Annotated in this window: 16 protein-coding genes; 9 read left to right on the forward strand and 7 right to left on the reverse strand. The window is 45.5% G+C overall.

Annotated features, from left to right (window positions below; genetic code table 11):
- Positions 1-261 precede the first annotated feature (261 nt).
- The 7 genes from WAE59_RS09560 to mobA all read left to right on the forward strand — a co-directional run bounded on the left by WAE59_RS09560 (position 262) and on the right by mobA (position 7,345).
- Entirely contained in the window at positions 262-1,446 is a 1,185-nt protein-coding gene (locus tag WAE59_RS09560) for a DUF4419 domain-containing protein (RefSeq protein WP_337855726.1), read from the forward strand.
- Between the two features lie 129 nt (positions 1,447-1,575).
- Entirely contained in the window at positions 1,576-2,967 is a 1,392-nt protein-coding gene (locus tag WAE59_RS09565; protein ID WP_337855727.1) for an aminopeptidase P family protein, read from the forward strand.
- Positions 2,968-3,011: 44 nt separating this feature from the next.
- Positions 3,012-3,779 (forward strand): type I methionyl aminopeptidase, encoded by a 768-nt coding sequence (gene map, locus WAE59_RS09570; RefSeq protein WP_337855728.1) that lies wholly within the window; start codon positions 3,012-3,014, stop codon positions 3,777-3,779.
- Between the two features lie 24 nt (positions 3,780-3,803).
- Positions 3,804-5,480 carry a gamma-glutamyltransferase gene (gene ggt / locus WAE59_RS09575; protein WP_337855729.1) on the forward strand — a complete coding sequence of 559 codons (1,677 nt, stop codon included), beginning with the start codon at positions 3,804-3,806 and terminating at the stop codon, positions 5,478-5,480.
- Positions 5,481-5,691: 211 nt separating this feature from the next.
- The gene (locus WAE59_RS09580) at positions 5,692-5,985 is read left to right on the forward strand and encodes a hypothetical protein (protein ID WP_337855730.1); all 294 of its coding nucleotides are present in this window, start codon (positions 5,692-5,694) and stop codon (positions 5,983-5,985) included.
- Positions 5,986-6,068: 83 nt separating this feature from the next.
- Complete coding sequence (locus WAE59_RS09585) at positions 6,069-6,758, forward strand: Crp/Fnr family transcriptional regulator (RefSeq protein ID WP_337855731.1); 690 nt, start codon at positions 6,069-6,071, stop codon at positions 6,756-6,758.
- The gene (gene mobA, locus WAE59_RS09590) at positions 6,758-7,345 is read left to right on the forward strand and encodes a molybdenum cofactor guanylyltransferase (protein ID WP_337855732.1); all 588 of its coding nucleotides are present in this window, start codon (positions 6,758-6,760) and stop codon (positions 7,343-7,345) included. The genes WAE59_RS09585 and mobA overlap by 1 nt, the downstream gene beginning before the upstream one ends.
- Here the strand turns inward: mobA and WAE59_RS09595 are convergent.
- Genes WAE59_RS09595 through nirB form a run of 7 tightly spaced genes read right to left on the reverse strand, consistent with a single transcriptional unit; the run spans position 7,340 to position 17,596 of the window.
- Positions 7,340-8,821: a rubredoxin gene (locus WAE59_RS09595; protein ID WP_337855733.1), complete on the reverse strand. Its 1,482-nt coding sequence runs from the start codon at positions 8,819-8,821 to the stop codon at positions 7,340-7,342. The genes mobA and WAE59_RS09595 overlap by 6 nt on opposite strands.
- 2 nt (positions 8,822-8,823) lie before the next feature.
- Positions 8,824-9,330, reverse strand: coding sequence for a nitrate reductase associated protein (locus WAE59_RS09600; RefSeq protein WP_337855734.1), 507 nt, complete (start codon positions 9,328-9,330; stop codon positions 8,824-8,826).
- Between the two features lie 11 nt (positions 9,331-9,341).
- On the reverse strand, positions 9,342-12,875 hold the full coding sequence (locus WAE59_RS09605) for a molybdopterin-dependent oxidoreductase (RefSeq protein ID WP_337855735.1): 3,534 nt from the start codon (positions 12,873-12,875) through the stop codon (positions 9,342-9,344).
- Positions 12,876-12,909: 34 nt separating this feature from the next.
- Positions 12,910-14,277: an MFS transporter gene (locus WAE59_RS09610; protein WP_337855736.1), complete on the reverse strand. Its 1,368-nt coding sequence runs from the start codon at positions 14,275-14,277 to the stop codon at positions 12,910-12,912.
- Positions 14,278-14,288: 11 nt separating this feature from the next.
- Positions 14,289-14,684, reverse strand: a complete 396-nt coding sequence (locus WAE59_RS09615; RefSeq protein WP_337855737.1) for a hypothetical protein — start codon at positions 14,682-14,684, stop codon at positions 14,289-14,291.
- A gap of 45 nt (positions 14,685-14,729) precedes the next feature.
- Positions 14,730-15,080 carry a nitrite reductase small subunit NirD gene (nirD, locus tag WAE59_RS09620; protein WP_337855738.1) on the reverse strand — a complete coding sequence of 117 codons (351 nt, stop codon included), beginning with the start codon at positions 15,078-15,080 and terminating at the stop codon, positions 14,730-14,732.
- Entirely contained in the window at positions 15,077-17,596 is a 2,520-nt protein-coding gene (nirB, locus tag WAE59_RS09625; RefSeq protein WP_337855739.1) for a nitrite reductase large subunit NirB, read from the reverse strand. The genes nirD and nirB overlap by 4 nt, the downstream gene beginning before the upstream one ends.
- A 241-nt stretch (positions 17,597-17,837) precedes the next feature.
- On the opposite strand from nirB, the gene cobA reads away from it, so the two are divergent.
- Complete coding sequence (gene cobA, locus WAE59_RS09630) at positions 17,838-18,605, forward strand: uroporphyrinogen-III C-methyltransferase (RefSeq protein WP_337855740.1); 768 nt, start codon at positions 17,838-17,840, stop codon at positions 18,603-18,605.
- Positions 18,606-18,670: 65 nt separating this feature from the next.
- Positions 18,671-19,909, forward strand: a complete 1,239-nt coding sequence (locus WAE59_RS09635; protein WP_337855741.1) for a BamA/TamA family outer membrane protein — start codon at positions 18,671-18,673, stop codon at positions 19,907-19,909.
- Positions 19,910-19,942 lie beyond the last annotated feature (33 nt).

Raw genomic sequence — 19,942 nt, forward strand, 5'->3', positions numbered from 1 at the left:
ATTTTCACTGGTTGGGAAATACCACTGTGCTGCTTACCTGAATCGCTCCTCCTTGGGGCCTGCGCTGGGTCTGGGTCGGGTTTTGGGTACCTTTTTGCGAAGAAGACCCGACGCAGATGTGATTCTGGGGCCTTTCTGCCCAAGGACAGTCGGCTATGTTTTAGCAATAGCTTTGTACGTTTTCCTGTTACTTTGCGATAGCTGCTGTTGGAGATACTAAGATAATGCCTATCTTAGGGAAACGCTTTTAATCTTTTAAATATGACCAAATTAAACCTGCTCTTCCTCTTATTGATCCTTTCGGTAGAGGGACTCTTCGCTCAATCAAAGACCTATCACATTGAAGACCTGACCAAGCCCGAAAAATTGTTGCCAACTGTGCATGCAAGTCGCCTGTTTGATAATGTCGATAAAAACTTTCTGAAGCTTTCGGTCAGCGAAAGCCTGGTCGATTTAGGTACCCGTCCAGTCATCACAGGTTACCTCAGGGCTTACCAGAACCACTATCCCGTCACCATCAGCCCAGATATTGCCTGGCTCCTCATTTGTCAGGGCTTTTCCCACCATATCAACCAGAACCCGGAAAAACTAAGGTCAAAATTTGTCAATTTCGAAGGTAAAAAAATGCTGACCGTACAACGTGACATGAAAGGAACGGAAGGCTTAGCAGTTTTCCCATGGGAGACGGTTTTCCCGGAATTCGCTCAACAGATTGCGTGCTACACAGGACAAAAGCTGATCGATAATTTGTCGGCAGATTTCACAACCAGCACTCCAACTTCAGTCATAGCAGGACAAATTACCATCATGGAATCTATGAAAGAATTTTTCAACTATAAAGTGATCATGATGGGCTGCGGTATTCCAGATGTTACAGTCGAGGGAACAGTTAAGGATTGGGAGAAGATTTTAACGCGACTGGATTACCTGGCAGATTATGAGTTGGAATGGTGGACATCAGAACTGAAACCTGTCATTCAGAAGATCATCGACACTAAAAAAGGGAAGCTTGATAAGGATTTCTGGATGAATATGGTCAAATACCACAAAACAGGTGTCTATGGATCATATGACGGGATAGATGGCTGGTTGCTGAAGTTTTATCCCTATTTGGAGGGTGGAGCCCCGCCTATGAAGGCTGCTGCGGCAACAGCGGGCAGTTCAGAAGCTCTGGTTAATTTCCCTGTCGCTAATACCGATGACCCCGGCTGGAAAAGCCGGCCAATATATTTGAGAAGATCAGACTTCAAAGAGATCAAGAGTGTCGGTCTGCTGCCAAAAGAAATTGCCAATGTGCCTTTTTTGTTTGAGGTTCAAAGTGGTGATCAAAAAATTGTCGCGACCTATAGGATGGAGTTTTGGGCCGGTTTTATGGGCGTAAAACAAGATCCAAAATCCTTCAATGTGAAACCTGAAATCGGCTGGGCGGTCAATAAGCTAAATTAATTCCGGTTGGACTTTTAGCGGTCCATGGTCGTAATTTGTTTAATGCATCCCTAATTTTAACCACTTGGGCTAAAGGCTTCTTTTTTTCCGGATTTCTTGTCAAATTTGCTCTATATCCACCAATATCATATGTTCCAGCAGATAGAATACATCAATAGAAGAACTACAGTTGCGAAGCAGTTTAATTCAGGACTGCTATTATTTATGGGCAATTCGGAAAGTCCGATGAACTACCTGCACAATACCTATCATTTCAGACAGGACAGTACATTCCTTTATTATTTTGGTATTCAGGAACCCGGACTCGCGGCGGTGATTGATATTGATGCGGATAAAGTCATCCTTTTTGGAGATGAAATGAGCATCGACGACATCGTTTGGATGGGCAGGCAAAAGACATTGGAGGAAAAGGCAAACGACTCTGGTATTGTTGAGGTAAAACCGGCAGGGGAACTTGAACGCTATATTAAAACGGCCAGGAATAAAGGAACTCTTGTTCATTTTCTGCCGCCCTATCGGGCTGACAATACCATTAAATTAGCTGAATTCTTACAATTGCCAATAGCAGATGTACATGCGCATGTTTCTGTGCCTTTTATTAAAACTGTAGTGGCACAGCGGTCAATAAAATCAGATCTGGAGCTTGTTGAACTGGATAAAGCAGCTTCAATTTCGGCAGATATGCAGTTGCTGGCCATGCAAATGGCTCGTCCCGAGATGAAAGAAAGTGAGATCGCCGCTGCCATCCATCAAAGGGCACTGCTGGGAGGTGGCAATATTGCCTATCCGATCATACTGACCGTCAATGGCCAGATCCTGCACAACCACTACCATGGAAATACGCTGAAAGAGGGAGATTTGGTACTGAATGATTCTGGTGCAGAAACTGCTATGGGATATGCCGGAGATTTGACACGTACTTTTCCCGCGGGGAAGCGTTTCAGTACAAAACAAACAGAGGTATACAATATCGTTTTGAATTCCTATCGGCAGGCTGTGGCAGCGTTAAAGCCGGGAACCCGCTATCTTGATGTGCATTTTCAGGCCTGCCTGGCATTGGCAGAGGGACTGAAAGCGCTCGGCTTAATAAAAGGTAATATGCAGGAAGCTGTTGAGCAAGGTGCGCATGCACTCTTTTTTCAGTGTGGAACCGGACACATGATGGGCTTGGATGTTCATGATATGGAAGATCTTGGCGAGCAGTATGTAGGCTATGCAGATGGCCTGCTTAAAAATACGGATCAGTTCGGGCTAAAATCATTGCGATTGGGTAAAGAGTTGGAGCGCGGTTATGTGCTCACTGTAGAGCCCGGACTCTATTTCATTCCTGAACTTATTGACCGATGGGGAGCGGAAAAGAGATTCCCGGACTACATCAATTATGATCAGGTTGCTGCTTACCGGGACTTCGGTGGCATCCGCGTAGAAGATGATTTTGTGGTCACCGATACTGGTTCCCGGATGTTGGGCAAACCATTGGCGATTACTATAGAGGAAGTGGAAATGAACAGGGATTTTTAAAGGCTACGCGTTATGCTTATTTTTACTGCCCAAATCTAAGTAATATGTCGATCACATCAGTAGCAGAAAGACAAGGAATGGAGAAGGTTAGCGAGGCAGTAGCGCTGACGCTTAAGGAAATGAGGAATTTCGCCAGGCCGGGCATCACGACCAAGCAGCTTGATGACTTCGGAAAGGAAGTTTTGATCAGCTATGGAGCCCGATCGGCACCCTTTCTGACTTATGGCTTTCCCGGCTGGACCTGCATCAGTGTGAACAATGAGGTGGCGCATGGAATTCCTTCTGGCAGGGTCATGGAAGTAGGGGACTTGATTAATATTGATGTGTCTGCTGAGCTCGGTGGATTTTGGTCAGACAATGGGGGCTCATTTATACTCGGTGAAGATCTTTATCAGTTGCAGCCATTGGTAACTGCTTCTAAACTGATCCTGCAAAAGGCCATTAACCAGATCAGCGCAGGACTGAAAATTGCTGAAGTTGGAAGAATTATCGAATCGGAAGCCAAAAAAAGAGGCTATAAGGTCATTGAGAACCTGGCCGGACATGGTATTGGCAGAAGTCTCCACGAAGCTCCGCACCATATTCTCAATTATTACGATAAATCCAATCGGGAGCGTTTTAAAAAGCATTCTGTGGTCGCGATTGAAACATTCATCTCAACGAAATCTGATATTGCTGAACAATTGGAAGACGGCTGGACCCTGGTGGGAAATAAAGGCGGTCATGTAGTTCAGCATGAGCACACGATCCTCGTGACTGAGGGGCGGCCGGTAATCCTGACCCACATGAATGGCATTTGGGACGCTATTTAGCCCCTATGATTTAAACTCCCAGGAATGAAAATATACCTTTCGATTTCTATGTTCTTTCTGTTGTGTACCACCTTATGTGCAACTGCACAGGAAGCACAGCATTATCCGCAGGCCGCGGTCGTTAGCGCACATCCTGAAGCCACTCATGTTGGAGTTAGCATCATGAAGGCCGGAGGAAATGCGGTTGATGCAGCCGTAGCGGTACAGTTTGCCCTGGCAGTGGTATATCCCAATGCCGGAAATATTGGAGGTGGTGGTTTCCTGGTTTACCGAAGTAAAGAGGGCCAGATCAATTCCCTTGATTATCGTGAAACCGCACCGGCAGCCGCAACGAAGGATATGTATCTGGATGCGAAGGGTAATGCCATTACAGACAAAAGCCTTTTTGGTGCTTTGGCCTCGGGTGTTCCCGGTACGGTAGACGGCATGGTACGCCTGCACAGGAAATACGCCAGGCTACCTTGGAAAACGGTTCTTCAACCAGCCATTGAACTGGCGGAAAAAGGCTTTCCAATTACCAGGCAGCAAGCCGACGAACTCAATGCGCGTAAATCACAGTTTCTGAATTACAACAAAAGGAGTGTCGCCTTTACAAAAGATAGTCTTTGGCTCGCCGGAGATTTGTTGATCCAGTCTGAACTGGCCCGTACGCTGAAACTCATCAGGGACAAAGGTAGGGCCGGATTTTACAGTGGAACCCTGGCTAATGCAATTGTGCAGTCGATGGCCCATACCGGAGGGATTATTTCCAAAGATGACCTTAAAAACTACCGTTCGGTTTGGAGAAAGCCGCTATCGGGAAATTACAAGGACTATCGCATCATCTCTATGCCGGCACCTTCAAGCGGAGGAATTGCGCTTTTAACACTTTTAAAACAAGCGGAACAATATCCACTTTCCCGTTGGGGATTCCAGAAGGATTCAACTGTACAGGTTATGGTAGAGGCAGAACGGAGGGCTTACGCAGACCGGGCCAGCTATTTGGGTGATCCGGACTATTTTAAAGTTCCGCAAAAAGCCCTGTTGGATACCACTTATATGAAGAGCAGGATTCGGGACATGAGTTTTTCTGCGGCTACACCCAGTTCGGCAGTTAAAGCAGGACAACTGCCTTACGAAAGCGAACAGACGACTCATTATTCTATTGTGGATACGGAAGGAAATGCAGTAGCTGCCACAACTACATTAAATGGCTCTTATGGATCTATGGTTGTAGTAGAGGGCGCAGGATTTTTGTTAAATAACGAAATGGACGATTTTTCGGTCAAGCCCGGAGTAGCCAATATGTATGGTCTGGTCGGTGGTCTGGCCAATGCGATTGCCCCAGGTAAGCGCATGCTCAGTTCCATGACCCCAACAATTGTGGAGAAAGGAGGGAAGCTTCTTATGGTAGTGGGAACCCCCGGAGGCTCAACGATCATTACTTCTGTTTACCAGACGATCCTCAATGTGCTGGCTTTTGGTATGGATATGCAGTCGGCCGTTGCTGCACCACGTTTTCATCACCAATGGCTTCCGGATGAAGTTGCGTTCGAGCAGGGCGCGATCGATGAACCCACGAAACAAAGACTGACAGCCAAAGGCTACCGATTCACCGCGCGTGGACCTATTGGAAGAGTGGATGCAATTTTGGTGAAGCCGGGGGGAATACTGGAGACAGGTGCCGACCCCAGGGGGAATGATACCGCCTCTGGATTTTAGCATACACTCAATGGCTAAATTCTGGCCTTCTGTATTTGTAAAATGCAAGGATACCTGCAGTACCAAAACACACTGGGTCTTCCATTTTTTATCATATCATTTGTGCAAATATAAACAAATACTACTAATTTAGTATACATTATTATATTTGTCATCCAGAACGACAAATCAATCTTATTCACAGATGAACAGACATTAAAGACAACAGGAATTGGCATTATTTGAGCTTTTTTTTGAAGCGCATTGGCAGCACCTATACATCAAAGCTTTTAAATTCCTGAAAAATAAAGATCAGGCATGTGCCATTGTCCAGTCTATTTTTATCGACCTTTTGCAGACCAAATCATTTAAAGAGGACAGGGACTGGGAGCGCCATCTTTCGGGTTTACTTAAGAATAAGGTGTTGGAACAGATGCGGGAATATTTGGCAATTGACAAATCGCTGGAGGCGAAAGGGGCTTCGGCTGATGTTCTTCAAACTGCGACCCTCGATATGGCCATATAATAAAATCATCTTGACAATCGGATGTCAGAGCCCAGATTTTTACGCTTTTAATGCTATTTTTGTTGAAATGAACATAGCAGCTGATGAAAAAAAATAGTGCTTGTAATCTTGATAGTTGTTTCATGTGCAGGCTGTCTTTGAAGGAATGGCATTCGGCTATTGCAAATCACAGAAAGAATTTTACGGCTAAAAAAGGAGAAGTAATTATTCAGGAAGGAGATCCCGTCAGGGGTGTGTATTTTGTGACTTCCGGAAATGTGAAGGTGCATAAGCACTGGGGCGATAAAGAGCTGATCCTGCGCTTTGCAAACGACGGAGCTATTTTCGGACACCGGGGAATTACCAGTACCACTGATGTGTACCCCATATCCGCGACTGCATTGGAAACTACAGAACTCTGTTTCGTAGATATCGAATTTTTCAGGGCAACCATTAAAGTGAACCAGGAATTCGCCTATGGACTGTTGATGTTCTATGCCGACGAATTGCATACTTCTGAAAAGAAAATGAGAGAATTGGCACTGATGTCTGTGAAGAGCCGATTGGCGGTGGCTATTTTGGGTCTCAGAGATCAATTTGGACAGGATGAGGCTGGATTTTTAAAATTAACACTAAGCAGGCAGGATCTAGCAGCCTATACCGGAGCAACTTATGAGACTGTGTTTAGAACAATGAATGAATTGCAGGCAGAAGGGTTGATCACACTTACAGGGAAACTGATAGGCATTGCAAACGAACCGGGATTGAAGGAATTATTGAAAGAAAAAGACTGATGCTGGGAATTGTCTTATGTGGTGGACAAAGTCTGAGAATGGGAATGGACAAGGGACTGATGACCTATGGCGGACAGTTTTGGGCTGCCTTGGCGATGCAAAAACTACATGAACTGGGTATTCAACCGAAATGTTCTGTTAATGTGGTCCAGCAAGTGACATACGCTGGTCATTTTGGAGCCGAAAATCTGCTTTCTGATTTGGATGCTTTGGCTGTTAAAGGTCCTTTGCTGGGCTTATTGTCGGCACACGTGGCTTATCCTCAGTCGGACGTATTGCTCCTTGCCTGCGATCTTCTACTAATGGAAAAAAAACTTTTAGGTCAGCTTATGGATGTTTCGCTGCGAAATGAAGATGCATTTGATGCCTATTTGTTTAATAATGACGGTCAGCAGGAACCTTTGTGTGGTATTTACAGGGCGGGAGGGCTTAAAAAAATCTTAAGTCTTTTAAGAGAAAATGGCATTGCCAAATACAGCATGAAATTGATGTTGAATCAACTTCAGGTATGCGAAATTCCCCTCAGCACCGATGATCAGCATTGCTTCAGAAATTTCAACTCTCCTGAAGAGCTCAGGTGCTTATAGTGTCTGCAAAGCAGCTATTGCTACAGGCTTGAAGCTACTTTTAGCTCCACCGCACAGGCTGCAGCCGTAATTCTCTGACAAATTTTCAAAAATAGTGCCTGGCTGAATGTCGTTCTCTGGTTCTCCGATCTCCGGATGGTAAACTGTTAAACAAATGCTGCATTGATGGACCATAGCAACAGCGGGTGGGGCTGTTTCCCTTTGTGGGGAGATCGGTGATTGGTTATGAAGTTTAATGGTAGCTGACCTATACTGATGGAAGCGGAGTATCGCACGCCGCAACTGCTCGGGCAAGATCGTTTTCGGATTACTGCGGCTGAATATTTCGCCTGTACGTTCGTTGGGATTAAAATCTTTCGCGCAGAGGATGTCGTATACCGGAAATAGCTTAAGACCAAAGCAATTTAGAAGGTAACGCTGCTGAATGAGGATGCTGCTGAATACCTCACTTTTTTTACGTGTTTTGATCCCGAAGCAGATCCCGAATGTCCGGGTATCGTCTATGCTTAGGTGTTTCACCAAAAAGCTTTTTAATGCCAGGCCTTCGAGACAATTGTCCTCCACTTGAAAATTGAGTTCATTGGCTGCATGGCGCATGTTGAGCTTGAATTCTTCCAGTAATTTATTCCAATGTGCTTTGTCTTTTTCATCAATTCCTTTGATGATGATGCTTTTCCATGGTGTGCAGCAAAGCTGCCCAAGTTTAGTTTCCAGACACAACTGGCATAATTTCTTTAAAAATGCAATGTCAAACAATTCATCCCGCCGATAAATGCCCAACCAATACTTGTTGTTGTAGGGGTTGAGCCCTTCGTAATACGGAAGATTAAAAGAGGATAAAGCGACAGGGTTTTCTGCGCTTTTGAGTATGAAATCATTCTGCTCCAGCATACTAAACAGTGACGCTCCACTGGCCATTTCATTGTCTATAAATTGCTCTGCATTGTTTGTAATGATCTGCTCCAGCAATTGGGTCACAGTTGCAATATGATTGGTATAACACAACTGATCCCACTCATAGGTTACATTTGTTTTTGGAAAACGAATAATGAGGTGCCAGTAATGCTCATTTACTGAAGAAGCGATCCAATTGATGTTACCGGTCAGCATAGGCGTAAAACTCTGATCGCTGTCGGAGATGTTCACTTTTACAGCAGGCTCAAAATCGATGGCATCCAACACGTCTTTGTAGACCCCTTCTGTCAGCCAGGTATTACTTATGAAAATACCCTCAGCAGGATAGGAGCTCACGATATTAGGACAGGTATTATGGCCTCTTTCGTAAGGAATAGCCAGTTGATCTAATTCTCCTGTAAATGTATCGATATGATAAGAAGCGACATCGACTAATAGCTGTTGCCTCAAACCAAAGCGTACAGTGCGAACGTTTGCTTTTGTGGCGGCAACAAGGATGTTGTATAAAATCCCCGGTGAAATGATCCCCCCTTTAAAGTTGATGGCGATAGTTTGCTCCATATTTAGCCCTTTAATAGTCCAAATTCAGCTATAGCTATCGGGAAATTTTTGTTCTCATGTCCTGGTCGGCATAGTTTCAATAAAGCAAAGCGTTGTGTATCGGACAGATGTTGCCATTGGCGAATGGACATATTCAGATGAAGTTCTGCTAATTTCTCGCGTAGTATGAGCGGAATATTTTGAAGGTTCCTCCAGGCGGGCATAGGGTCTATATCAAGTGCTGTGGCCTCATTCCTGGTGTATTTGCTAATCAATCCGGTGAGGAAGTGTTTGTAGTTGAGTTTGTCCTGGGGAGTTATTAAGGGTAGGAGGGCCAACTGTATCCGTTCATCCGGGTGAAACTTGCTCCATTCGGAAAGTTTCAGTTTGATGCCTGTTTCATCCATTTTCAGACGTACAATCATAGGGATGCAACGGATGTTCTCCTCCATAAAGTCTTCTTCAAACTGGAAATATTCAATGCCCCGGAGATTTTTAAATTCAGAAGGGCTGGGTTTGGTTTTCATCATTGTCTTTAAATTTAAAGGGGATTTGTCATTATTACTTCGGTTCCTTTTTTCGGAACATTAATGAAAGCATCTAAGATGGCCTTGACTTCCGGGCGGCAACTTCCACAGCCCATTCCGGCACCGGTCAGCTGGCAAAGTTGCAGGTGATCTTTGCAGCCCTCCTGTATTTTATTGATGAGGTTACCTTCTCCCACATTATTACAACTGCAAACTGTCTTGCCGATCAGTGGTTCGGTTGCTTTTCCGCTTCTCAGCAATTGGAGCCTTTTTTCACTTAGCTCCATCTTTTGCTCAATCAGATTTCTGAATTCGAGGAATTCATTTTTGTCGCCAATTAATATGGCCCCAACAAGTCTGTCCTGATGCACAATACATTTTTTGTAATAGCGCTTCGCTTTATCTATGAATACGATCTCTTCATAAGTTGGATCATTGTTGGGCACTTCTGTCAATCCCAATGAACACAGCTCCAGGCTATGCATTTTTAAGATATTCATCAGGAGACTCCCCTCGTAAAATCTTGAAATGTCTCCGCAGAGCATTCTGGATACAATTTCTGCCTGTTGCTCTGCAGCTGCGGTGATGCCATACATCTGACCCTTGAATTCTGCAATTTCACCAATGGCGTAGATGTCTTTTTCGCTGGTTCGAAGGTACTCGTCAACCAGGACACCCCTTTGACAGTCGATCCCTGCGGCTTTGATCAGTTCAATATTGGGTACCGTGCCTATCGCAATAACCAGCGCAGTGCATTGGATGAGCAGGCCGCTTTTTAGCCGGATTCCGGAAATGCTTTTTTCACCCAGAACGCGGTCCAGCTCATCATTGTAAAAGATTTCAATGCCTTTTCCAGTCAGCTCTTCATGCAGCAGCTGACTGCCCAAAGCATCAAGCTGGCGCCCCATCAATCTTGAAATCCTTTGTATAATGGCCACTTCAGCGCCTTTTTCCCGGAGTGATGCTGCGAGTTCGATTCCCAGTAGTCCTCCGCCTATGATCACGATTTTCCCACTATTGACTGTCACATGCCTCATGAAATCATCAGCGTCGGGGCGGCTGCGCATGGTAAATATCCCTTTTAGTTTTGGTAGGTCTTTAAGCATAAAGGCCCTGCTGCCGGTGGCCATTATCAGTACATCATAATGATGGATCTTCCCATGGTCATCCGTTACGGTCTTGTTTTCTTTGTTGATTTTTGAAATTCCCAGTCCCCGGTGCAGTTGAATCCGATAATCCTGTTCCTCTGTCTCATCCATTTTAATGAGCTTGTCCCAGGCAAGGGTTCCGATGATATAGTCCGGAAGCAGTACCCGATTATAAAAAGGCAAATTCTCTCTACTGAAAATCTCAATGTCATCCTCTGTGTTCAATGCGCGATGACTTCTGACGAATCCGCAGGCACCTGCACCTGCGCCGACAACGATGATTTTTTGTTTCGGTTTTTGATATAACCTGACCTCTACTGCGCTGAATTTGAAGTCCGGTTCTTTACTGAGCGGATCCACCAGGTTGTTGGTCAGGTTGTTCACTCTATTTAGGTCGCTCTTCGCGATCAATCCCCAATGCATGGGCATGAATACTACCCCTGGTTTGATATCTGGTGTGTACTTGACCTTTACCCGGACATTTCCCCTTCTGCTCAGGATTTCCACAAGGTCCTTGTCTTTAATCTTCCGCTGCGCTGCATCGCTGGGATGAATCTCCAGGAAGGATTCGCTGATGTGCTGATTTAATTTGTTGACTTTCCCTGTTTTACTACGGGTGTGCCATTGGTCCCGTATTCTGCCTGTTGTGAGGATGAGCGGATGCTCAGGGCTTAGCGCTTCTGAGTGATTTTGGTCGCTGACAGATACGATGTTGGCTTTTCGGTCGGCTGTATAAAACTGATGGTCGGTAAAGAGCCTGCTGGTTCCTTTGCCTTCTGTTTTGGCGTATGGCCATTGAACCGCGCGTTTTGCTTTCAGGATTTCGTGGTCCAGTCCGCTGATATCGATGTTTGTGCCTGCTGTAAGCGCAGCATGCTCCTTGTAAATGTCCGCTGCAGTTTTGAAGTCGAAGCCCGAGAAGCCCATTTTTCTGGCAAAACGACAAATGATCTCTGCGTCTGCAAGGGCTTCTCCCGGGGGATCTGTGAGTTTACCCAGGTAAGAGATGTACCTGCCCGCGTTGGTCATGCTGCCTTCCTTTTCTATCCAGGCTGCAGCGGGTAGTACCACATCCGCATACTTCAGGGTTTCGACTTTATTGCTGATGTCTTGCACCACCACAAATTTTGCCTTTGCTAAGCCTGATTCTGCTTTGCGAACGTCAGGCAAACTAACCAATGGATTGGTACAGAGGATCCAGATTGCTTTCAGTTTGCCTGTCTGTAGTTCATCAAACATCTCCGTTGCTGTTAATCCAGGCTTTGACTGGATCTTTCCAATTGGGATTTGCCAGAACTCCTCGACTTCCTTTCTGTCTGCTTCATTCGCCAGATTGCGATGCGCCGGAAGCAGGTTGCTCAGGCCTCCCACTTCTCGTCCTCCCATAGCATTGGGCTGACCAGTCAGTGAAAATGGTCCGCTGCCAGGCTTGCCGATGTGTCCGGTGATGAGGTTCAGGTTGATCAGAGAAAGGTTTTTGTTGGTGCCGACAACACTTTGGTTCAGGCCCATGGTCCACATGGAAATGAACCCTTTGGCCGCTCCGATGTAAGTTGCGGCCAGCCGGATGGCGCTTTCCCTGATGCCGCAGATTTCAGCGGCTTCAGTCAGGCTTGTTTTAAAAACAGTGTCGCGGTATTCCTCAAATCCGTTGGTATGATTGCTGATGAAGTCATGGGCTAACTTCCCGTCCTCAATCAGGCATCGGCCAATTGCATGGTGCAGGGTAATGTCTGTGCCGGGATGGATTTGGAGGTGTACATCGGCGATAGCGCAGGTCTGTGTTTTCCTGGGGTCGCTGACAATGATTTTAAGGTTTGGGTTTTGTTCCTTGGCGGCTTCTATGCGTCGCCAGATGATCGGGTGGCACCAGGCCGGGTTAGCCCCGGCAACGAAAATGCAATCTGCCAGTTCCAGGTCGTCATAGCTGATCGGAACCGCATCTTCACCTAAACTCATTTTGTAGCCGACCACTGCGCTGCTCATGCAAAGACGGCTGTTGGTGTCGATGTTGTTGCTCCCGATAAATCCTTTGATCAGTTTATTGACCACATAGTATTCCTCGGTCAGGCACTGTCCGCTCGCATAAAAAGCAACACTGTCGGGGCCATACTGCGCAATCAGCGCTATAAATACCGCTGCTGTTCTTTCCAGTGCGGTGTCCCAACTGACCCTTTGCAGCGGCATATTTTTATTGTACCGCATTTCAGGGTACAGCAGGCGGTCTGTCTTGTCATTTGCCGTATAATGCAGGTTCATGGCTTTACTGCACAACATGCCTTTATTCACCGGATGGCTTTTATCGCCCTCAACAGTAATGCGTTCATGTTCATCCTTACGGGCTACTATGCCACAGCCTACGCCGCAGTAGCAGCAGGTAGTCGTATGAGTTGATGCCACGTGATCGGTGTTTTTCAAGACGTTGCTGCTATGGTTATTTACCAGGTGTTAGTGCCAAATCATTGATTTCGGAAGTTTTTTGTGCCATAACCGTTCTGAATATCAATACGGCTATGCCTATGCCGAGAATGATGAAGCCCAGCAGTGTGAATGCATTTGTATAATCAATGAGGCTTTTTTCCACTTCGATTCCCTTTTCAATTACATGTTTACTCGCATGACTGGCTTTAGCCTTAAATAGAAAAGCGATCAGCATGGCGCCGATATTTCCTCCTGCACCAACAATTCCAGCGACGCTACCCACTGCCAGAGGGTTGATGAAAGGGACAAGACTATAGGTTGCACCATTCGCCATTTTAAGGCTCAGGCCGAAAACAAACATCATAAATATGGCCATACCAATGTTGCCGGATTTGGCAAACCAGATGAGTCCGATGCCCTCAATGAGCAGCAAGACTGCGAGCAGGAGGGTCTTGCCATCAAAGCCCCATGTTTTTCCGATTTTATCAGCAACAATGCCTCCAAGCGGCCTTGCAAAAATATTGATCCAGCCAAATATCCCGGCTACCAGGCCGGCTACAGCAATGCTTGCGTCAAATGAATCTGTGAAAAATATCGGTGCGAAGTTGTCGACAGTAATCTCCACACCGAAGCAGGCAGCGTAGGCAATGGTCAGTATCCAGGTGCGGTAATCTTTGGCTGCAATTAGGAATGTATTTTTGCCCCTTGCGGCACTTTCATGCTTCAGGTCCTTGAAATCGCCCTGTGGGCTATCCATTGTATACCTGTGATATAAAAAAGCACATACCAGGAGCATAATACCAGGAAAGATCATTGCATAGCGCCAGCTGTCTTCTGTACTACATAGGCCAACTGCGGTAAGGCCGGAAGCGATTAGCGGCATAAAAACGTTTGCCGCACCTCCGCCAGCATTTCCAAATCCGCCCGCAGTAGCATTGGCTGTGCCTTTTATAGCTGGAGCAAACATGACCGATGTGTGGAACTGGGTAATGACAAAGGATGCCCCAATGACGCCAATGGCCAAACGGAATAGTAGAAATGAAGTGTAAGAATGACTGGTGCCGATCAGCAAAACGGGGATGGCACAAAGTACCAGCAGCCAGGTATAGATCAGTTTTGGTCCATATTTGTCAATCAGCCTTCCGATTAAGAGCCGGGCTACGATTGTAGCGGAAACCGAGGCAATCTGAATGTTGCCCACCTGGTCTTTTGTCAACTGCAGTTGTTCCCTTGCAATTTGCATCAGCGGTGCCATACCAAACCAGGCAAAAAAGCAAAAAAAGAAAGTCAGCCAGGTGATGTGAAAGGTTTTCATTTGCAGGCCCTTCAAGGAAAAGATGCGTAGCGTTTCCAGCGGCTTATTAGCGTTCGTCGTGTTCATATTGGTCGCTTTTAAAATTTATAACCCAAGCCGATACCAAGGTTCCATTCCCCATTTTTAGCAGCTGTTTTTGTATTGTAATACAATGGAACCTGTAGTGCAATGTGGTTCAATACAGCGGTCAGTCCAAAACCCAAGTTGGGTGTTACTATGGAGTTCTTTGTTGAGCCTGCTGCTGCTTTGTCTTCCTTGATCCTCAGACTTGGCAACAGTCCGGCAACGAGTGCAAAGGGTTTTTTGCTGAATTTTATACTTGGTCCAGTACAGTTAATGAACGCGCCATGATCGACATATCCGGCGACGATGGTTCCATCGAATAGCTGCGCTTTGGTTTGCGATTTTAGCGGAAAAACAAGCAAAAGGAGGGTCAGACAGCCAAGAAAGGCTATTGCATTTTGAGTTCTCATGTGGATTTGGTTTTAGGTTGTTTAGGTTACTTCATTTGGATCCTTTCAACAGGATTTGGGTATGGTGCCGATGAAAACCATCCCGTTTTCAATTTTTACCGGGTAGGTCTTCAATGCGCATTCATCGCCGGTCAGGCATTCCCCGGTGCTCAGGGAGAATGTCTTTTTGTGGAAGGGACAGGCTACTTTAGGTTCATCAGTAACAGATCCGATCATTCCCCGGCTTAGCGCCATTTGTTTACGGTGCGGGCATTCATTTTGCGTGGCATACCACTCATTTCTCCTGGTGAAATAAAACAGGGCGATCTGCTCATCCCCATGTTTTACACAGACGCCGCCATTTTCTACCGCATCCTCGACGCGACAGGCTGCAAGCCAATTTGATTGTTCGTTCATAATTTTTGAGTTACATTCCATTCTGCAGTTCTTTTTTGTCCGCGCATTTCTGTAAATGCGATCGAGGGGTCTTTTTCTTCAGGCGCGTTCACGAAATGTGAAAAACGCTTTCTGATGGCCGGATTTTCAACAGCTTCTTTCCATTCGCAGTGGTAATTGCTGATGAGCTTTTCAATTTCTGTTTCCCATGCTGCTGCCATTCCCAGACTATCGTTGACGATCACATTCCTCAGATAATCTATTCCGCCTTCCATTTTATTGAGCCAGGTTGCCGTTCTGGTCAGGGGATCGGCGGTACGGATGTAAAACATCAGGAAGCGGTCAATATATTGGATACAGGTTTCGCTGTCCAGATCGGTAGCCAGCAGCAAAGCATGCTGCGGTTTGCTGCCTCCGTTACCGCATACGTAGAGGTTCCAGCCCTTCTCTGTGGCAATGATGCCAAAATCCTTACTCTGGGCTTCGGCACATTCTCTGATGCAGCCACTCACTGCAGATTTGAATTTATGTGGTGCCCTTATCCCCCGGTAACGTTCTTCTATTCTGATGGCAAAACTCACACTGTCATGCAGTCCAAATCGGCACCAGGTACTACCTACACAGCTTTTTACGGTTCTCAATCCTTTGCCGTAAGCATGGCCGCTTTCGAAACCAGCTGCAATCAATTCCTCCCATATTACGGGAAGATCATTCAGGTGTGCGCCAAAGAGGTCGATCCTTTGTCCTCCGGTGATTTTGGTATATAGGTTGTATTTTTTTGCGACTTCACCAATTACAATTAGTTTGTCAGGAGTGATTTCACCACCCGGAATCCTTGGTACTACCGAATAGGATCCTCCTTTTTGGATATTGGCCAGGAAACGGTCGTTGCTGTCCTGGGCAACATCATTTCCTTTTTTGAGGATCATTTCGTTCCATAGGCTGGCCAGGAGCGAGGATACGAGTGGTTTGCAAACTTCACAGCCATCGTTTTTGCCTAATGCATCAAGTACTTCGTCGTAACTTTTTAACTGATGAATGTGGATGAGGTCCATCAGTTCCTGTCTGCTGTAATTAAAATGTTCGCAGATCACATTCTTGATGTATTTGCCCTGTGATTTCAAGGTGTAAGCCATCAGGTCTTTCAGCATTGGCACACAGCCTCCGCAACCGGTTCCCGCTTTTGTACATTTCTTGATGTCGTCCAGGTTTTCACAGCCTCCGGTGGAGACTGCAGAACAGATGTCGCCTTTAGTGATGCCTTCGCAGCTGCAGATTAAAGCAGAATCAGGCAATCCGGTAATTCCCGCGCCAGCAGGTTCGCTTCCCCCGCGTGCGCCCAAGAGGATCTCTTCAGGATGCTCCGGTAGTGCAATCCTGTTGCTGGAGGTTTGCAACAGCAGGTTATATGCTGTTGCATCTCCAATTAATATACCTCCTAAAAGGTATTGCCCGTCATTACTAATGTTGATGCGTTTATATACGCCTTTATGTTTGTCTTCGAAAATGATGGTGCGGCAGGCGGGTGTGTCAATGAAATGATCACCAAAGCTGGCTACGTCTATTCCGATCAATTTCAATTTCGTGCTCATGTCGAATCCCTGGAAAGACTTATTGCTTTCGCAAAGATTAGCAGCCAGTACTTCTGCCATTTCGTAACCTGGTGCGATCAAGCCATAGATCATGCCATCATACAATGCACATTCACCAATGGCAAACACAGCAGGGTCACTGGTTTGCATTTTATCATCCACCAGAATTCCGCCACGTGGCCCAACTGCTATACCGCAGGCTTTAGCCAGTTCGTCACGGGGCTTTATTCCTGCCGATATGACAAGCATATCAGTCTCCAGCAGCGTGTCGTCGCTGAATTTTAGCGCAGTGATCTGCTTTTCACCTTCTATGCTACTGGTGTTTTTATTTAAAAGTATTTGCAGTCCCAGGTCCTGGAGTTTTGCATTCAGCATATCGCTTCCTGCAGCGTCTATTTGTCTGGGCATCAATCTAGGTGCAAATTCCACAATACTTGTGTTTCCGATGCCCAAATCGATGAGTGCTTTCGCAGCTTCCAGTCCCAGGAGACCACCTCCGATTACCGCAGCTGTTTTAGCCTTTTTTGCATAGTCGCTGATCAGGTCGAGATCTTCTATCGTCCGGTAAACAAATACCCCGTCCTTTTCAACTCCGGCAATGTTTGGTACGAAAGCGCCAGAACCTGTCGCGAATACCAGGTAATCGTAGGCGTAACTAAGGCCATTTGCAGCATACACAGTTTTTTTCTCCCGGTCGATCTCCAATATCTGGGTATTCAGGTAGAGGCTGATGTTCTGTTCATCGTACCATTCCGGGCTACATAAAGAAAGGTCCTCAGCTGTTTTTCCATTGAAATATTCACTTAAATGAACCCGGTCATAGGCTCTGCGTGATTCTTCTCCAAAAACGGTAAGCTTAAAGGCGGCCGATTTTGCCCGAAGTTTTTCGCAAAACTTATATCCCACCATTCCATTTCCAATTATGATTATTTGTGGTTCTTTCATAAATCGTGAATTTTATTTGTGTTTTTTGGTTTTTTGATTGGTGTTTTTTGAAATAATATGAGTTTTTGTTGTGTTTTTGGATTTTTTGTTTGTGTATTTTTGTTTTATGTGATTTTTGTTAGTCAAATATATGTTTTTTGAATACAAAAAAATCAATTAAATATGATTTTTATCATAAAATAAATAATAATGTGGTGTTTTTTGTTCACATTTATAGGTGTAAATCATAAAAAAGGAATTTATGTCTAATAAAATAATGAAAAAAGAGGTTTATTTGATGGGTTCTGGCCCTGGTGACCCGGAATTGCTCACGATTAGGGCATATAATGTGCTAAAAAGAGCAGATGTGGTGCTTTATGACAATTTAAGTAGCCAGGAACTGCTTAATATTGCTCCGAAAACGTGTATTATGGTATACGTTGGTAAAAAACCCTACCAAGCCTGTACTCCTCAGGAAAAAATCAATGAGCTGATTGTCGATTATGCCCGAAGTTATCAGGTGGTTATACGTTTAAAGGGAGGTGATCCTTTTATTTTCGGTAGGGGTTTTGAGGAATTGCTTTTTGCTGAGTCTCAGGGCATACAGGTAGAATACATTCCGGGAATCAGCAGTATGCAGGGGGCAGGTTTTATAGATATTCCATTGACACATAGGGGGATTAGTGAAAGTGTGTGGATGATTACAGGTACCAAAAAGGACGGAAGCTTGTCAAATGACCTGAAATGCGCCATGAAAAGTTCGGCTACTGTAGTGATCTATATGGGAATGAAGAAGCTCGCAGAAATTGCCGCCGCTTATGAAGCCGCAGGCAGGGGCGGTACCCCTGCGGCAATTATTCAGCATGCCACACTACCTCAGCAGAAGCAGGTGGTATCTACAGTTGGGGAATTGCCAAAAGCTGCATTCAGAGCGGGCTTGAGTAATCCTGCAATAATTATTATAGGTGATGTGGTGAAGGTCAGGGAAGTTTTGGCCCAGGTAAATACCAGTCATTACTGTGCCGTCTGAGTAATCCGGATTTTTTTGCAAACTCTGGCAGGCTTATTGCAATTTACAAAGCCTATCCTGTCCATATGCAATCGAAATTAGTAATGAAATTATGCCTGACCAATCTGCTGGTATGTTGTTGGGCTTTCTCTTTTGGACAAAATGCGGGTGATGCCATCATCCAGAATAAAAAAAGTCTGGATACCGCCAGGCAAACCGACCTTATTGATATCGGTAAGGCGATTTTTAGAATACGTCCGGGAAAAATCCGGGAAGAAAAAGACAAAAAACTATATTTTTCCATCCTCCCCATTGGTGGTACTGTACCTGGAGGAACCGGAAATGCACTCATCACCAGTACTTCAGCCGCAATGTACCTGGGTTCTAAAAAGACAACAAATTTGTCGACTGCGACCTTTACACCCTACTGGAACCTCGGCAGCCGCTTCGGATTGCCGGTCCGGACCAACATTTGGCTTCCTGACAATACCTGGCTGATCCAAGGAGATACGCGCTTTCTGGTTTATCCACAATATACCTGGGGTTTAGGCAATTCAAAGGGAAATGAGGAAAAGACTTTGTTGAGTTATAAATACATCAGATTCTATCAAAATGCCTTAAAACGGATCAAGCCCTATTTATACGCAGGCTTGGGTTACAATTTGGATTACCGGTTTAACATCAATACCGAAGATAACTCGCCTGAACTGCCTGAATATTCAGGTTACAAATACGGCACAGGCAAAAATTCCTTCTCATCAGGAATCAGTCTGAACCTGGTTTACGACTCCAGGAGCAACTCTATTAACCCATTACCGGGGATGTACGGGAATCTTGTTTACAGGGTAAACCCAACCTTTCTAGGAAGTAACAACAACTGGAGTTCGGTTTACCTGGATGTACGGAAATACATTTCCTTGAATCCTGAAAAACGCAGCCAGCAAAATACACTTGCGTTATGGTCTTATTTCTGGACGGTATTGAATAACAAAACCCCTTACCTGGATTTACCGAGTACCGGCTGGGACCCTTACAACAGGTCGGCCAGGGGGATAGATCAGAACAGGTACCGCGGGAGGACACTGTTTTATGCCGAGAGTGAGTACCGCCGGGACATCACTGCAAATGGGCTGCTGGGTTTTGTGGTTTTTGCCAATGTCAATACAGTCAGTGGATCTGGATCCTTATTTAGCTCCTGGAAGCCAGCAGGTGGAACGGGGTTGCGCATCAAATTCAATAAAGCTTCCAATACCAATATCGGCATCGATTATGGCGTCAGTAAAGGTTACAGCGCGGTGTTGTTCAATCTGGGCGAAGCGTTTTAAAGCCAAAACTGTCCTTTACTTTAGAAGAAATTT

Origin of the sequence: Pedobacter sp. GR22-6 (assembly GCF_037402555.1) — a bacterium.
Classification (GTDB): Bacteria; Bacteroidota; Bacteroidia; order Sphingobacteriales; family Sphingobacteriaceae; genus Pedobacter.

Coding starts and splice junctions, on each gene's coding strand:
- WAE59_RS09560 (WP_337855726.1), top strand. CDS start 262: ATGACCAAATTAAACCTGCTCTTCCTCTTATTGATCCTTTCGGTAGAG.
- WAE59_RS09565 (WP_337855727.1), top strand. CDS start 1,576: ATGTTCCAGCAGATAGAATACATCAATAGAAGAACTACAGTTGCGAAG.
- map (WP_337855728.1), top strand. CDS start 3,012: ATGTCGATCACATCAGTAGCAGAAAGACAAGGAATGGAGAAGGTTAGC.
- ggt (WP_337855729.1), top strand. CDS start 3,804: ATGAAAATATACCTTTCGATTTCTATGTTCTTTCTGTTGTGTACCACC.
- WAE59_RS09585 (WP_337855731.1), top strand. CDS start 6,069: ATGAAAAAAAATAGTGCTTGTAATCTTGATAGTTGTTTCATGTGCAGG.
- mobA (WP_337855732.1), top strand. CDS start 6,758: ATGCTGGGAATTGTCTTATGTGGTGGACAAAGTCTGAGAATGGGAATG.
- WAE59_RS09595 (WP_337855733.1), bottom strand. CDS start 8,821: ATGGAGCAAACTATCGCCATCAACTTTAAAGGGGGGATCATTTCACCG.
- WAE59_RS09600 (WP_337855734.1), bottom strand. CDS start 9,330: ATGATGAAAACCAAACCCAGCCCTTCTGAATTTAAAAATCTCCGGGGC.
- WAE59_RS09610 (WP_337855736.1), bottom strand. CDS start 14,277: ATGAACACGACGAACGCTAATAAGCCGCTGGAAACGCTACGCATCTTT.
- WAE59_RS09615 (WP_337855737.1), bottom strand. CDS start 14,684: ATGAGAACTCAAAATGCAATAGCCTTTCTTGGCTGTCTGACCCTCCTT.
- nirD (WP_337855738.1), bottom strand. CDS start 15,080: ATGAACGAACAATCAAATTGGCTTGCAGCCTGTCGCGTCGAGGATGCG.
- nirB (WP_337855739.1), bottom strand. CDS start 17,596: ATGAAAGAACCACAAATAATCATAATTGGAAATGGAATGGTGGGATAT.
- cobA (WP_337855740.1), top strand. CDS start 17,838: ATGTCTAATAAAATAATGAAAAAAGAGGTTTATTTGATGGGTTCTGGC.
- WAE59_RS09635 (WP_337855741.1), top strand. CDS start 18,671: ATGCAATCGAAATTAGTAATGAAATTATGCCTGACCAATCTGCTGGTA.